This is a genomic window from Paenibacillus agri (assembly GCF_013359945.1).
GTDB classification, from domain to species: domain Bacteria; phylum Bacillota; class Bacilli; order Paenibacillales; family Paenibacillaceae; genus Paenibacillus_AQ; species Paenibacillus_AQ agri.
The window spans coordinates 380,430-394,880 of sequence record NZ_JABWCS010000221.1 but is presented as its reverse complement, the minus strand read 5'-3'; the positions used below and the strand labels follow the sequence as shown (position 1 = coordinate 394,880).

Annotated in this window: 18 protein-coding genes and 1 riboswitch; of the genes, 10 read left to right on the top strand and 8 right to left on the bottom strand. The window is 45.6% G+C overall.

Annotated elements, in window-relative coordinates; genetic code table 11:
• Positions 1 to 377 precede the first annotated feature (377 nt).
• Positions 378 to 1,058, top strand: a complete 681-nt coding sequence (locus HPT30_RS28535) for a TIGR00266 family protein (protein ID WP_175374634.1) — start codon at positions 378 to 380, stop codon at positions 1,056 to 1,058.
• Positions 1,059 to 1,113: 55 nt separating this feature from the next.
• Here HPT30_RS28535 and HPT30_RS28530 read toward each other — a convergent pair whose 3' ends face one another.
• Positions 1,114 to 1,701: a TetR/AcrR family transcriptional regulator gene (locus HPT30_RS28530; protein WP_175374633.1), complete on the bottom strand. Its 588-nt coding sequence runs from the start codon at positions 1,699 to 1,701 to the stop codon at positions 1,114 to 1,116.
• A 94-nt stretch (positions 1,702 to 1,795) separates the two neighbouring features.
• Here HPT30_RS28530 and HPT30_RS28525 point away from each other — a divergent pair, with 94 nt between their 5' ends.
• Both HPT30_RS28525 and HPT30_RS28520 read left to right on the top strand, forming a co-directional pair.
• Positions 1,796 to 2,350, top strand: coding sequence for a hypothetical protein (locus tag HPT30_RS28525; RefSeq protein WP_175374632.1), 555 nt, complete (start codon positions 1,796 to 1,798; stop codon positions 2,348 to 2,350).
• 47 nt (positions 2,351 to 2,397) lie between these two features.
• Complete coding sequence (locus tag HPT30_RS28520) at positions 2,398 to 2,577, top strand: hypothetical protein (RefSeq protein ID WP_175374631.1); 180 nt, start codon at positions 2,398 to 2,400, stop codon at positions 2,575 to 2,577.
• Positions 2,578 to 3,111: 534 nt separating this feature from the next.
• On the opposite strand, the gene HPT30_RS28515 is transcribed toward HPT30_RS28520, so the two are convergent.
• Complete coding sequence (locus HPT30_RS28515) at positions 3,112 to 3,705, bottom strand: YdeI/OmpD-associated family protein (RefSeq protein WP_175374630.1); 594 nt, start codon at positions 3,703 to 3,705, stop codon at positions 3,112 to 3,114.
• A gap of 355 nt (positions 3,706 to 4,060) precedes the next feature.
• On the opposite strand from HPT30_RS28515, the gene HPT30_RS28510 reads away from it, so the two are divergent.
• Positions 4,061 to 4,480, top strand: a complete 420-nt coding sequence (locus HPT30_RS28510; protein WP_175374629.1) for a GNAT family N-acetyltransferase — start codon at positions 4,061 to 4,063, stop codon at positions 4,478 to 4,480.
• Between the two features lie 104 nt (positions 4,481 to 4,584).
• Here the strand turns inward: HPT30_RS28510 and HPT30_RS28505 are convergent, their stop codons facing one another.
• Positions 4,585 to 5,055: a Fur family transcriptional regulator gene (locus HPT30_RS28505; RefSeq protein WP_175374628.1), complete on the bottom strand. Its 471-nt coding sequence runs from the start codon at positions 5,053 to 5,055 to the stop codon at positions 4,585 to 4,587.
• Positions 5,056 to 5,339: 284 nt separating this feature from the next.
• Between HPT30_RS28505 and HPT30_RS28500 the strand changes: the two genes are divergently transcribed.
• Together HPT30_RS28500 and HPT30_RS28495 are read left to right on the top strand one after the other, a co-directional pair.
• Positions 5,340 to 5,915: a hypothetical protein gene (locus tag HPT30_RS28500; protein WP_246317502.1), complete on the top strand. Its 576-nt coding sequence runs from the start codon at positions 5,340 to 5,342 to the stop codon at positions 5,913 to 5,915.
• 85 nt (positions 5,916 to 6,000) lie between these two features.
• On the top strand, positions 6,001 to 6,672 hold the full coding sequence (locus HPT30_RS28495) for an S-layer homology domain-containing protein (RefSeq protein WP_175374626.1): 672 nt from the start codon (positions 6,001 to 6,003) through the stop codon (positions 6,670 to 6,672).
• Between the two features lie 92 nt (positions 6,673 to 6,764).
• Here the strand turns inward: HPT30_RS28495 and HPT30_RS28490 are convergent, their stop codons facing one another.
• Both HPT30_RS28490 and HPT30_RS28485 read right to left on the bottom strand, forming a co-directional pair.
• Entirely contained in the window at positions 6,765 to 7,124 is a 360-nt protein-coding gene (locus HPT30_RS28490) for a DoxX family protein (protein ID WP_175374625.1), read from the bottom strand.
• Between the two features lie 25 nt (positions 7,125 to 7,149).
• Positions 7,150 to 8,658, bottom strand: a complete 1,509-nt coding sequence (locus tag HPT30_RS28485) for a DHA2 family efflux MFS transporter permease subunit (RefSeq protein WP_175374624.1) — start codon at positions 8,656 to 8,658, stop codon at positions 7,150 to 7,152.
• A 182-nt stretch (positions 8,659 to 8,840) separates the two neighbouring features.
• Between HPT30_RS28485 and HPT30_RS28480 the strand changes: the two genes are divergently transcribed.
• On the top strand, positions 8,841 to 9,482 hold the full coding sequence (locus HPT30_RS28480; protein WP_175374623.1) for a TetR/AcrR family transcriptional regulator: 642 nt from the start codon (positions 8,841 to 8,843) through the stop codon (positions 9,480 to 9,482).
• Between the two features lie 619 nt (positions 9,483 to 10,101).
• Here HPT30_RS28480 and HPT30_RS28475 read toward each other — a convergent pair.
• The 3 genes from HPT30_RS28475 to HPT30_RS28465 are packed head-to-tail and all read right to left on the bottom strand — an operon-like array spanning position 10,102 to position 11,557.
• Complete coding sequence (locus HPT30_RS28475; RefSeq protein ID WP_175374622.1) at positions 10,102 to 10,599, bottom strand: hypothetical protein; 498 nt, start codon at positions 10,597 to 10,599, stop codon at positions 10,102 to 10,104.
• Between the two features lie 40 nt (positions 10,600 to 10,639).
• On the bottom strand, positions 10,640 to 11,023 hold the full coding sequence (locus HPT30_RS28470) for a hypothetical protein (RefSeq protein ID WP_175374621.1): 384 nt from the start codon (positions 11,021 to 11,023) through the stop codon (positions 10,640 to 10,642).
• A gap of 48 nt (positions 11,024 to 11,071) precedes the next feature.
• Positions 11,072 to 11,557, bottom strand: coding sequence for a hypothetical protein (locus tag HPT30_RS28465; RefSeq protein ID WP_175374620.1), 486 nt, complete (start codon positions 11,555 to 11,557; stop codon positions 11,072 to 11,074).
• Positions 11,558 to 11,661: 104 nt separating this feature from the next.
• Positions 11,662 to 11,768: riboswitch (TPP riboswitch) on the top strand.
• Between the two features lie 62 nt (positions 11,769 to 11,830).
• Between HPT30_RS28465 and HPT30_RS28460 the strand changes: the two genes are divergently transcribed.
• The 3 genes from HPT30_RS28460 to HPT30_RS28450 are packed head-to-tail and all read left to right on the top strand — an operon-like array spanning position 11,831 to position 14,428.
• Positions 11,831 to 12,640 (top strand): ABC transporter ATP-binding protein, encoded by an 810-nt coding sequence (locus tag HPT30_RS28460; RefSeq protein WP_175374619.1) that lies wholly within the window; start codon positions 11,831 to 11,833, stop codon positions 12,638 to 12,640.
• A complete protein-coding gene (locus HPT30_RS28455; RefSeq protein WP_175374618.1) occupies positions 12,621 to 13,397 on the top strand; it encodes an ABC transporter permease in 777 nt (258 codons plus the stop codon). The genes HPT30_RS28460 and HPT30_RS28455 overlap by 20 nt, the downstream gene beginning before the upstream one ends.
• Positions 13,394 to 14,428 carry an ABC transporter substrate-binding protein gene (locus HPT30_RS28450; RefSeq protein WP_246317501.1) on the top strand — a complete coding sequence of 345 codons (1,035 nt, stop codon included), beginning with the start codon at positions 13,394 to 13,396 and terminating at the stop codon, positions 14,426 to 14,428. The genes HPT30_RS28455 and HPT30_RS28450 overlap by 4 nt, the downstream gene beginning before the upstream one ends.
• Positions 14,429 to 14,451 lie beyond the last annotated feature (23 nt).

Sequence of the window (14,451 nt, the reverse complement as noted above, 5' to 3'; positions counted from 1 at the left end):
TAACTCTGTGCGGTTCCACCAAATTCAAAAGTCAATTTGAAGAAGCAAATGCAGCGCTTACCTTGAAAGGCTATATTGTGCTTAGTGTTGGATTTTTCGAGCAAAGTGAAGGAATCACGCTTACAGACGAACAAATACAGCTATTCGAAAATCTTCATTTTCAAAAAATAGACATGTCTTACGGTATTCTTGTTATAAATCATGGGGGTTATATTGGTTTAAGCACGCAGAAAGAAATAGAATACGCCATACGGCATGGCAAGAACGTTGAGTATTGGGAGCCTTTGTCGTAGGCGGCCATAAGTACCAGCAGGATTTCCGGTATACTTAGAACAAATGGCAGGCAGTAATTAATCCATAGAATCGGAGGAACAAAGATGAAATACGAGGTTGTGCATGAAGGTGCATTCGCTATGCTGAAGGTGGAGCTGGACCCGGGTGAAAGTGTCAAGGCTGAGATGGGTGCGATGGTGGCGATGTCTCCAAACGTGGAGCTGCGGGGGACCGTGGACGGCGGCCTTATGAAAGGGCTGGGGCGAATGCTGAGCGGAGAAAAGTTCTTCTTTCAGGAGCTGACGGCCACACGGGGACACAGTGAAGTGCTGCTCTCGCCGAGGTCGATCGGAAATGTGCAAGCTTTTGAACTGGATGGCTCGTACCGGCTGCTCGTGCAAAAGGACGGATTTCTGGCCGGGACACAAGGTATTCAAGTCAGCACCAAGATGCAAAATCTGACCCGGGGCCTCTTTTCCGGTGAAGGCTTTTTTATCGTTGAAATCAGCGGCAGGGGCACCGTCTTCCTCTCTTCCTTCGGCGCCATTCATCCCATCCATCTGGGACCTGGCGAAGAAATGATCATAGACAACGGACACCTGGTCGCCTGGCCGGATTATATGGATTATAAAATTGAAAAAGCCGCGTCCGGCTGGCTGAACAGCATCACTAGTGGGGAGGCCTTCGTCTGCCGCTTCCGCGGGGAAGGCGTGATTTTCGTACAGAGCCGGAATCCCGGCAGCTTTGGAAACTGGATCAAATCTTTTGTACCCAACCGGAGTTAATGTTCTGAATATAAAGCAACACAAAAAGCTGTCATGAAATCATGGCAGCTTTTTCTTAAACCAGCAGGGTGTCTAGATGATACGTAACCAGCCGCATCATCTCCTCCGGGGTCAATTCTTCCGGATGAAGAATATGGTGGACTACTAAGCCATCTACCATAGCATGGAGTCGTTTGCTCTCCAGCTCCAAGTCTACTCCCTTCTTCAGCAGGTTATGCTCGGAGAGATAATGAACCAGTCCCCGAAAACACTCATATAACTCGTTGTGTACCTTCAGTTTCAGTTCCCGGGCAGATGCCGCTACAGACCCGCCTACAAAAGCAAGCCAGACCTCTGCTTCCGCACGTCGCTCCTCATCCAGTGGCAACAGTTCACCAATCAACAGCTCTGCGTTACACCGGGGAGCATCTGAAAATGTCATACTCCGAATACGCTCGCCTGCCCGCTCCGACACCAGCCTCATGGAAAAGGCCAATAGCTCGTCCTGGGTGACAAAATAATGCCGCAACGACCCCAGCGACATTCCAGATTCTTTGGCAACATTCCGCACAGACACGGCTTCTAGACCTTCCCGGCGTATAATCCGCCAGGCAGCTTCTGCAAGCAGCCTCCGACGTTCATCATGATTCACTATTTTGGGCATGACCCGATTATAACACAGTTGTATTAAATAATAAAAACATGGTAAACTCTACTCACAATTTAGTACATTTGTATTATAAAAGGAGGAGTAGGGATTGATCACTGCTTTTATCATCGGCTGCGAGATCGCATTTTGGGTATTTGTGCTGGCCGGTTTAGTCTTTCGTTATGTGTTAAAGCAGAAAAAAATAGGTGCTGCGCTCCTTATTTGTACTCCCATCGTGGATCTGGCGTTGATCCTGGCTACGATTCTTGACCTGCGGTCCGGGTCCACTGCCACCTTCGCACATAGTCTCGCCGCTGTGTATATCGGAACTTCCATCGCCTTCGGGCATGCAATGATCGCCTGGGCGGACAGCCGATTCGCCCACCGCTTTGCGGGCGGGCCGAAGCCCATAGCAAAACCGAAACACGGAGCCGCGCATGCCCTCAATGAACGCAAAGGCTGGTTCAAGCACCTGCTCGCCTTCGTTATTGGCTGTGCAGCCCTATATCTCATGATCCTCTTCGTGGGTGATCCAGCCCGAACTGAGAGTCTGTCAGACACAATACGCTTCTGGGCGATGGTGCTGATCATAGATTTTGCCATCAGCTTCAGCTATACACTCTGGCCAAAGCAGGCCAAAGGCAACGTGGATAAGAACTTCTAAATCAAGCAGTGATACCTCAACTCCTTCTTATTCTAGCAGGGGAGGGCTTGGTTAGAAGTGAAACCGATGAATATTTCAAAATTCAAGCTGGCGATGCTGTATTTTGGACGCAAGAGGAATGGCACGAAACCAGAACAAAAACAGGGCTAACAGCTCTCGTCATTGAAAGCGAAACATTGAATCCTTCAGTTTATATGACTTCAAAGAACACGATTCATCCTTCTTAGATCACATTAGATTTCTAGCAGAAAAATTAGACTCACCTATTCAAAAAATAGACCAATGAACCCCTTTAACCGGAGTCATTGGTCTAAAAATAAAATCAGCCTAACCTATTTTACAGACGAACCATCCTATGCAGCAGCGCTTGACCGAAGCTGGTTCGCAGCCGCGCCCCCGTGTTCCCCCTGGAGTAACATGAAGATTCTCTGACTCTGTACCGGTCTGCTCCCGCCTTGCGAATACGGAAATAAGAGCATTTTTGTACCTTAATTTGGATGAGAGTAGGCTAAGAAGGAAATTAAGGACATTTTTGTTTGTTAATTCTTCCGGTAGAGCTTCTTTTGGGGTGAAATCAGGAAAATAAGGTACAATTCTGCACTTAATTTGCTTTCTCAACGTAAACCGATGAATTTAAGGTACAAAAATGACGTTATTTTCAATATTGACCAGGATCAACATCCCTGTCCGGTCTGCTTCTAAAGATCAACTCCCCAGTTTACTCTGTTTCCCAGCGTAACCTATTTTACCGGCGCACCTTCCTAGTCATTCAATCCCTTACCATCAAGAATGTGCTGCATATATTTTTCAACCCGGGCCGTTCGGGTCTTGGCTTGTTTAGCATCAGAGAAATACAGAATGTATGCTCTTTGCCGTCCAGGCGTCAGTGCTTCAAAAGCATCCTTCAAGCCAGGGGTTTCAGCGAATTTATTTTGCAACTCTTCAGGAATGATGTATTCTGTGTTCTTTTTCAACTCCACTTCCAGACCGGACTTTTCAACTTCAATGGCTTCATGAACATAGGCTTTTATGATGGTCTCCATATCAACTATTTCTTGAATATTGGTGAACCGAATCTGGCGCGCCGCCTGTACATTCTCCGTTTGCTGGATTAGAATGCCATTAGCATCCTTTAACAAGGCTCCCTTGTGAAAAAGCAATGCACAATAATCTTTGAATCCATGTATTAAAACTATGTTTTTATTCTCATCCGTATAACAAGGATGCATCCACTTATAATCTTCGGTCAACCCGCAATCAAGGACGATACTTCTCAGCTTCTCATATTCTTCTTTCCACTTCTTAGCTTTACCTAAAAATTCATCCACCTTAGGATTCGTTCTATTAGTTGTCATCAAGTAACACCCTTCATTATCATAATATTGTGTTTGCAAAATAAGAATTTAACAAAAATAGTCCTTGTCTCCATCTATTTATAGCAACGGACTCCTCTAATTGAGTCAAAACACTATTAATCTGCAAAATAGCGGCGATACAGTCCGTACGCTTGCCTAGTTTATCCCTACTGTGCCCGATCCATGCTGGTGGTCGCATGCTACAATCGTATTCGCATCCGCCTCTCAGATTATAGACTCAAGTATACTTTAATTATAGTTATTTTCTTCACTCTATCTACCCTGCAGGACTGATAAAATATAGTTGAACAGCTCCAGAAACACCTTAAAACAACTACACAGGAGTGACGGCTAAATGAATCTTCATATTCACAATGAATCGAATAGTGCGCACCAATCTTATATTAAGAATAAAATATTCGAATTCAATATGTTACATTTTCCCGACGACTTAAAGGGCAGATATCAAGCGGTCAATTTATTCCTGAAGGATGAAGATGGGCAAATCTATGGGGGACTTGTTGGGGAAATCTGCTGGAATTGGCTGGAGATCGAATATCTTTTTGTTAACGAGGATCTTAGAAAATTGGGCATTGGCAAGACGCTAATGTTAGAAGCTGAAAGAATCGCCAAAGAGAAGGAATGCGAGTTCCTAAAAGTAGATACCTTAAGCTTCCAAGCCTTAGATTTTTACAAGAAGCTAGGATTTGAAGTGTTCGGCACCCTTGAAAATGCAGGCAGACACACCCATTATTATCTCAAAAAGGACATTTAATTCGTTCTATTAACTACTAAAAAAAGCGGGGTTGCCCCCGCTCCTGACTTATCATGCCAGTTGTTGTCTGGATTCACCCAGACTGGACTGGCTTTAAGTTTGTCTTATACTGCCTTCTTCTCCTTGTCCCGCTTGCAGCCCGTATGCTTGCAGGTACCATACGTACCCTTGAAATCCAGGCGATGATCGGTAACGGTGAAGCCGTATTCACGCTCCAGCCTCTTCTCCAGATCCAAGAGCCAATCGTCCTTGATCTCTTCGAGCCTTCCGCAGACATGACAGATCATATGATGGTGCATATGGGCATGCGTGTCATCACGCAGATCGTAACGGGCCACGCCATCACCGAAGTTCATTTTCTCAACGATATGCAGCTCCGACAACAGTTCCAGCGTACGATATACCGTTGCCAGCCCCAAATGCGGATAGCTGTTCTTGACCAGCATGTACACTTCCTCCACACTGAGATGTTCCTTCTCGTTATCCAGCAAGACCTGAACTATGGCTTCGCGTTGACGCGTTAATTTATACTTATGTGCTGCAAACTGCTGGCTAATATTTTCAATTGGATTCATAAGTCTCCCGCCTTTCCGAAACGAATCAGCACCTGCACTTTCTCACGACGATGCTGTTCCAAACAATCAACCCTTAAATAGTAATCGTTACGATATGAGCATAACAAATTTACCATCACTTGAAAAGAGTCTAAATCTATTATAACATCCTTGTCCAGTGTTCCAAAACATCATCCAGTTCAAAAATATTTTTCCGCATATGGAGCAATCGCCCAATCAGATATAAGCCCAGCCCCCATACTTTATATAGACGGGTGTAATCTATATGAAGGAGGATGGTGAAGATGTCGCAATTGGTACGAAAGAAATCCCGGCCTCATGTCACCGCTTTTGTTTTACGCAAAACAGCCCGGGCCATGCTGCCGTTCTATACAAAAATCGCCAAGGACGAAAAGTTCGCCCGCCAGTGGTCAAAAGCGGTGGTTACAGCGAATCTCAACCTTATGGGCGAGCTCTTGGCAAGAATTCCTTCACTGGTCGGAAATCAGGATTATGGAACAAATGCGATCGGCTACTTTATTTCTTTTCCCTTCACGCCGCCTGTCGGCTACTATACGAATGGAACTACGATCCCACCGGGTCTGGTCCAATTTACTTTTAATACTAAAGCCCACCGTTACATTGCCCGTGCCTTACTGCCATTCTATCGAAAGCTGGCCACGAGCTGCCGTTATGCCAAGGCTTTGGCTTACGCAATCCGCCGTAAAGATCAGAGAACGGTGAAGTGTTTGGTTCGAAAGTTCGTGACAAGTGCTGCCCTGCGCTCTGTAAACATCGAAGACAGCGGTATAGCCCTCTTATTCAAGACGCCATTTAGTAAGTATCCTTACCGCAATCTGCTTTTTCGTGAATCCTATTAGATGACCTGCAACCTTTCCAATCATTGCCTCGTCAAAGGGAACAAGCATGGCCAGGGTGCCAATCCAATGACAAGGTGGAATGAACATGAATTTGAAAAAAAGCGCATTTGCTGCGATGGCTACAGTAACTCTTCTCTCCTTCTCCCTCGGGAGTCAAGTTTTTGCCGCAGAGACTAGCTTCAAGGATCTAGATTCCGTAGCTGGCAAAGAAAAGATTATTTCCCTTAAAGATCAGGGCCTCATCAAGGGAGTTACAGAGACCTCCTTCCTGCCTGCTTCGAAAGTGACGGTCGCTCAAGGTGTACAATTCATTGCTGGAGGACTTCAGCTCAGCCTGGCCGCGATTGATTTCAATATTGCCCCCACAGCCAGCGGCCTGTTCACCAACGTGAAGGACAATGCCTGGTACGCAGAAGCATTCATTAATGCGCACTACAATCGGGTGGACATACCGAAGGATGTGAAGCCTTCCCAAATTTTGACCAGAGAGCAATTCACCAGCATGCTGGTTCAGGGTGTGGAGGCCATCGGCAATCTGCCAATGATCAATATCAAGCCTGCCGACATCGTGGATGACAGCCAGTTGGACCCTTCCTACCAAGGTGCCGTTCAACGCTCGCTTGTCTACAAGATCAACACGCTGGACAGCAACGGTAAGTTCAATCCAAAAGCTGAAATCACCCGTGCCGAAGCCGCCATCATGGTCTACAATGCAGTGGACTTCCTGAAGTTCCGCGAAGCCGCAGCTGCTGAATAATCAGCTCAATATTCACAGTATTTCCCTTCTATAATGAAAAAGAACCTCTATTTTCGCGGTATATGCGAAGCTAGAGGTTCTTCGTTATTTGTCTACTTGATAAGGATATGGCCAATGACCACAAATAAAGCTAATAATAAAAATACAATATTAATCCCCACGCCTTTTTCTTTTCTTCTTGCATGTAATAATGCTGCTAAAATCAGAATAATGGCTGTGCCAATGGCTGCAAGAAGGGTTAAGACTGGTAAAATCCCCAATGCTCCAGGTAAGATTAGACCGATTCCGCCTATTATTTCAGCCACTCCAACAAATATTAAAAAGCTTCTTGAAGCCTCTCTAGCCCAGACCATCATTTCCATTGCCTTGTTCTCTTGAAACAATTTCATGCCACCAGCCCAAAAAAAGACAAGTGCTAATAAAATCTGGACAATCCATAATGCGATAGTCATTTTGAGCTTCTCCTCCCTCGATCCTTTAGCTGTGCATCATCTCGGTATGTGGCGCTTCCTCTGCCTTTTTGCTGCCTCTGCGGAGCAGAAGACCCAGTACTGCGCCACCAATAGCGACGAACATCATAATATGGAAGGTGTCGTCAAAGCCTTTTACAAGTAGATTCTGTGTTGCCAGCTTCACCGCTTCCGGCGAAGTTGCTGCAGAACTGACTCCCGCGGCAGCTGCCGCCTCCTTCATTTCAAGTGCATGCGTTGCTGTTCTGGAGGTCAGAATCGTCACAAGTGTCGAGATCGCCAGGGAATTGATCACCTGTTGCATGGAATTGGTCAACGAAGTCACCCGGTTCACCAGATGGCGTGGCGCTTTATTAAGGAGATGCGTATTCATCGGCATGATCATCAGCCCCATACCCGCACCACACATCAGCAGCGGCAAGATTACATCCCGTGATGTTATGGTCAAATCCACGTGGGAGTACTGATACAGCGCGCCGGAGATCAAACCGAGACCGCCAACGATGAGCCAACGTACTCCGATTTTATCGAACAACATCCCGGCAATCGGCATCACCAGTCCTGAAGCTATGGCCTGCGGTAGCATCGTCAAGCCGGTATCAAAAGCACCGAAACCACGGGCCTGCTGCAAGAATTGCGGCATCAGGAACAACGCGCCGTACAGCCCGAACTGCCCGATCCACTGGACGATGATGCCTAAACTGAAGTCTATGGAACCCATCACACGCAGTTCTAATAGCGGTGTTTGTGCTCTTAATTCCACGATAACAAACAGGATCAGGGCAACGGCACCAAGACCCAGACCGAATAGCGTTTTGCTGGACGTCCAGCTCTCAGCTCCCTGGCTAACTCCGTAAGTTAATGCGGCAAAAGCCAGCGGCCCAAGAATCATACCCAACTTATCCATCCCCGGGACCTGAGTTCGCTCCACTTTGGGTAACTTTCGCATGCCGATCAACAAGCAGATGATGCCAATCGGTATATTGATTAGAAAAATCCAACGCCAGGAATGGAATTCAACAAGCCAGCCAGACAGTACAGGGCCAATTGCCGGGGCAAACAGAACAGGAATGCCCATAAGACCCATCACAACGCCAACCTTGCCAGGTGGGCTAAGCCGGTAGACGTACGCCATAGCTATCGGAATTACGCTACCTCCCCCAAGTCCTTGAATGACCCGGAATGTAATCAACCACTCCGCACTATTGGGCAGCGCGCACAAAATGGACCCTATCGTAAACAAAACAACAGCACTTAAGAACACTCTCTTGGCCCCGAACCGGTCGGAAAGCCAGCCCGACAGCGGGATGACTGAAGCCTGCGCCAGCATATAGCCGGTAACTACCCATTGCAGTGTAGTCAGATTTGTATCGAAGTCCTTCAAAAGTGTGGGTAATGCAACGTTCATAGCCGTGGAGTCTAGCGCTACCATGAATACCCCGGCAATAATCGCAATCAAAGGGACCAGGATCCCAGATATGCGAAATTCACGATCCGGTTGTACCGTATGTTCCATTCTCTCTTCCTCCTCTATCGCCATCTCAGGAATCATTGACCTTTGAAATGGATCTAAATTATAATTAGTGAACGGACAATTGTCCGTGTTGGCATTAATTAGTCTACGGACAATTGTCCGCATTGTCAATTCCCTACTTTTATTTTTCAAAAAATATACGCTGCAACCAAAAGGAGCCCCGTATGAAAAAAACAGAGAAAGCTTCGCTTGCCCCAATAGACCCTGCAAACCAACAAACAATTGATCCTTATCATGAACGCATATTGAATGCAGCCCGAGAACTTTTCAAAGCGTCAGGCCTGGAAAATGTCAGCATGTACAGCATTGCCAAGCAGGCTGGCATCGGCCAAGGCTCCCTTTACCGCCGTTTTACTGACAAAGGTGAGATTTGCTCAGCCCTTCTGCGGGACAGCACGGGTCGTTTCTTGACCGAACTGGAGCGGGAAGCACAGAGCTCAAACGCAGATGATCCGGCACTTCAGCGTCTTCAGAACAGCATCGAGCAGGTGGTCGATTTCATTGATCAGCATGCGGAGCTACTGCACCTAATCAAATCTGAGTTTGTGGGCAAGAAGCAACTCACTCAATTCGAGCACCCTTTTTTCCGACGGGTAAATGTTATTTTCACAGAATTGCTATCGCAAGCTGCAGAGAATGGTGAGATCGTGAACATTGACCCGCATTTTACCGTGACTGCGCTCCTGTCCGTGCTGAGCCCCGATCTTTATCTCTATCAGCAGAAGGCGCATCAATCTACCAAAGAAGATATTACTCAGGGGATACTCACCTTGTTCATTGACGGGCTTGTCAGAAAAAAAAGGTGATATATGGAGAGAAATTAAGATTCAAACTGGGGATCAGGCGTTATTCTAGTGAAATTAAGGCTTAGTTTAGGTCGCAACTCTCCTATTCTCTGCACCATTCTCCTCAACAAAGAAGAGTGGCTCTGCCTCCTCAACTAACAGCATTTTTGTACCTTATTTTTCTTGAATAAAGGTAAATTAGGTAAATAAGAGCATTTTTGTACCTTATTTTTGAAAAAACCATGCTAAACATCCTATTGTGGAAGAATTAACATACAATATTGTCCTTAATTACCGTCTACCCTATAGCTGAGGAAGATTTAGGGTACAAAAATGCCGTTAATTACACATCGGTAATAATTTCTGAGCTTTGTGTGTTACTTTAATGCGTTCTATGTAGGCAGCTTTTTTAATCTCCTGAAGTCCCGCGAAGCCTCAGTTACTGAATAAGAGCGGCTAATGCTGAAAAAACCTCCGGTTCCGCACATGTGCGCGAAGCTGGAGGTTTATTACAGTATCACCGGGTATTCATCTTAAAACATCAAGAATATTGCTTATAAAAGCATCTTTTTTTGTTAACGTACGATCATTACCTCCAGTTTGCTCAGCTTTTCTAGGGTTATTAGTCCTTCTTGATGCTCTAATCAGTTCTTATGTATAAGTTTACCTCTCTTGCTATTTGATTAAATGTTCTGTAGTCTTCTGAAAAACTATAGATCGGCCATGATAAATCAAAGTTTCCAACGACTACTGTCATCGCTTCAACAAAATAGATATTATAAAAGCATTCTTCTCGAGCTATCTGTTTTATAATATCCATCAATTCATCACTTTCTTCTATTTTGAAAATGTTCTCATGGCTATCCCGTCCTCCAATAATTGGACATCTCTTAACAAATATCCGGCCTGGGATGCTTTGTACACATCGCCGAAAGTAATTTTCAAATTTATTTTCATTCCTGCTAATAAGCTCCGAGCTTAATATCGATGCTGCTTCCTCTTCAGATAGGCGCTTAGCGTGTACATCTAATAATCCTATATATCTAAAAATAGAACCAGGATTTTTGTACTCTTCAACATCCAATCTTCCGAATAAATCAAGGATATTTAACTTTTCTTCTTCAGATGCTCTTTGCACTTTATTACTCCTTTTGAAGGTCAAACACCTCTTATTCCCTCTAAACATTTGTTACATTTATTACTGTTTTTGTTCTCTTATAGTACGTTATTTCAATATCCTTATCCTTCTCTAGTTCTCTCATTTGATTGCTAGTTATATTAAACTTTTTTTCTCTTTCATTTGATGTTTTCACAATAACTTTATTACCTCTTATAGTGGTCAATCTACCTTTTAATATCATAAAGTCCTGCTTCGCTAAATCTAAGATTATCACAACCGCAAGAAACACAAACATTGGTAAGGGTAGGGACACTAAAGTTAACACCCAAGCTGGGCGCTCTTGCACGATATTTAGCAACAACTGTATCAATGAAGTTATGATAAACACTATCGAGATAAACAAAAATACTTGTAAAGTTGACTTCGCAGTCCTTTCTTTCATCTTGACGCTCCTTTCATTACAGCGTTGTTATCAGATACTACTAACAGTTTAAAGAGAGCCGGAAATATCTTCGTCTTCTGATCCTTCACCTAGTGGTAATGATGCTTTAAGTAATTCGCCTTGGTTATCCATTTGTCGCAAAAATGCATTAACAGTGTCAACATCTATCCTTTGCACTATTATCATGTGTCCTATATGAATCCCTGGTAATTCTGGCTCTTGTCTAGCAAAATACTGCTTTAATTTATCCGGTGTAGTAATGATGCACCAACGTTTTACTCGATCGTTAAATGTTAAAGACATTTCAATAAATTCCGTTGTTTCAACATCATCATCGAATTTCCAGTCAGTCAATATAAGCACTTCTTCGTCATTAAAATAAAAGTAATACTTATTGATCCAAACTCTCCTACCGTGGTCTCCGACGATTCTGATCATTTCTTCTTTTTCATCTAATATTTTATATTTATTCCCCTTAGTCAGCGCATGTTCATAATTCCCGATACTGCTACAGATTGCTTTGTCTAGTTCCAATGAGATCACCCTAGTGAATGAATTTAATATGCCCTGCTATTTACAATACTATAAAATATGGTATATTTATAACCGAATTATGAAACTTGATAGCGATAAAAGTCTTTTTTCACTAGGGGAGCCTGAATTGGCTGAGACGAAAGCGGTAAGCTTCGGACCCTTGGAACCTGATCTGGATCATACCAGCGGAGGGAAGTGGAACTGAAATTCAGGTATTGCATGGCTGTTCTTTTTGCAAACTTAAATTTTAGGCCCCTTTATTTCCGTCGGGAGATGAAGGGGTCTTTTTATCGTGCTAAGGAGGTTACGCGGATTACGGAAATCATATCTGTACACAATTTATCCTATGCCTATGCCAAATCCGCAGATGCACCAGTGCTATCAGATATATCCCTAGCGGTTCATCAAGGCGAGTTCGTTTCCCTTGTTGGGACCAGCGGATGCGGAAAAAGCACGCTTTTTAAAATTATCGCCGGATTGCTGGAGCCAAGCAGCGGTGAACTGCGTCTTCACGAAATTTCCGCTACCGCCAAGCGTTTGGGACAGGTCGCTTATATGCCTCAGCAGGATCTGCTGCTACCCTGGAGGACGGTTCTGGAGAATTGCCTGCTTCCTTGGGAAATTAAGCGGAGCCGTAGCAAAGCCGAGGTTACTAGTCAGGTAATTGAATTGCTGGAGCGTTTAGGTCTGGCCGGTATTGAAAACTCGTTCCCCCATGAACTGTCCGGCGGAATGCGGCAGCGGGTAGCTTTTCTCCGAACACTCATTACGGGAGGCGGCCTACTTCTGCTAGATGAACCTTTTGGAGCACTCGATCACATGACCAAGCGGGAAATGCATAGCTGGCTACTGGAGATTTTGGATGAGCTGGACAAGACAATTCTCTTCATTACGCATGATCTGGAGGAGGCTGTGCTGCTTAGTGACCGCATCTATCTCTTACCTGGACGCGCTGGAGGAAGTGTAGAGGAAATACTCGTGGATCTCCCTAGGCCCCGGCATAGCAAAATGAATTATGAACCGCGGTTTATAGAGCTGCGGGCTGAACTGGAGCGCAAATTGTATGATAACACGGCTGTTTAGAAAAAACTTGCAGAATTACGGCCCTTTCCTTGTTCTGCTGCTGTTTATTCTCGGTCTATGGGAGATGCTGGCGCGGATAGGAGTCCTTCCACCTTTCATTCTCCCAGGGCCTCTGTCGATAGGAACCGCTCTGGTTGAAAACAGTAAAATATTGTTCGGGCTGCATTTACCCGCTACGTTGCAAGAAGTACTGCTTGGCTACGTCTTGTCAGTTACCTGCGGCACCTTGCTGGGACTTGGCATGCACACGTGGCGTCCGCTGGAAAAGGCACTCTATCCCTTCATTATCATCAGCCAGACTATTCCGCTCATCGCGCTTTCTCCTGTCTTTATTATGTGGTTCGGATACACGCTATGGAGTAAGGTGGCTGTCGTATTCCTGACCGCTTTTTTCCCAGTGGTGGTTGGCGCTTATGATGGGTTACAGCAGAAGAATCACGCTTATGAGGACCTGCTCCGCACCATGGGCGCCAGCACCCGTCAAATCCTGCTCAAGACACGGATTCCGCTGGCTCTGCCCTCTTACTTCTCCGGCCTCAAGCTGTCGATGGTCTACTGCGTGATCGGGGCAACGATTGGCGAATGGCTAGGCGGCAGCAAGGGACTTGGATATTTTAGCCGCAGGATGGCAGGGAATTTGCAAAGCAAAGAAATGTTTGCCGCAGTGGTCCTGCTGTCCGCGATGGGCGTTGGCTTATTTCTGATTATCGCTATGATCGAAAAGATTATTTTCAAGAAAAGAGGATTTCACAAATGATTACAAGACATCACAGATTCAAAAAAATTGTTCCGCTGCTGTTGCTTGCAATGACAGTGTTGCTTGCGAGTGGTTGCGGCGAAGCAGCAAAGTCTGGAAGCTCAGGAAGCCAAACCGGAGAAGCGTCCGACAAGCCGCATAAGCTTACGTTGATGCTGGACTGGTATCCGAATGCTGTTCATTCCTTCCTTTACGCCGCTCAGGAGAATGGATATTTTGCCGAAGAGGGGCTTGATGTGGAGATTCAAATGCCTGCTGACAGTAATGATGCGCTGAAGCTCGTAGCTGCGGGCAAGATTGATCTTGCGCTGAGTTACCAGCCACAGGTGCTGATGGCACGCGGGGAACAGATCCCTGTCCTCTCCATTGCCGCGATTGTCAGACATCCCTTGAACCATCTGATGGTTCCAGCCGATTCCGCTGTGAAGACGCCTGCTGACCTGGCCGGCAAGACCGTAGGCTATTCCTCCATCCCGCTCTATGAAGCCATGGTAAAAACGATGGTCCGCAGCAGCGGTGGTGATCCTGAATCCTTAAAGCTCGTGGATATTGGCTTCAACCTCGTTCCGGCCCTCTCCACAGGGCAGACCGATGCTATCATTGGAGGTTTTATCAATCATGAGCAGCTGATTCTGGAAAAAGAGGGACATCCGGTGACCTCCCTTAACCCGACGGATTATGGAGTTCCGGATTATTATGAGCTTGTGCTGGTAGCCAGCCAACAAGGAATGCAGAACTCTCAGGCTTATTTCAAAAAATTTCTGACCGCCGCCGCAAAGGGTCAAAAGTTCGTCAAAGAACATCCGGAGGAAGCGCTGGCCCTTCTGTTCAAGCATGAAGATCAGAGCTCCCCGCTTGACAAAGATATCGAGAAAAAAAGTCTGGAAGTTCTGCTTCCACTAATGGATGCGGGAAAAGAACCGTTTGGTTATCAGGACCCGGCTTCGTGGAACAAGGTACAACAATGGCTAAAAGAAAACGGTCTGCTGACAGCTGAAACTGCGCCGGAAGAAGCATTTATCAATCTGTAAGGCCAGATGAACAATAGGTAGAT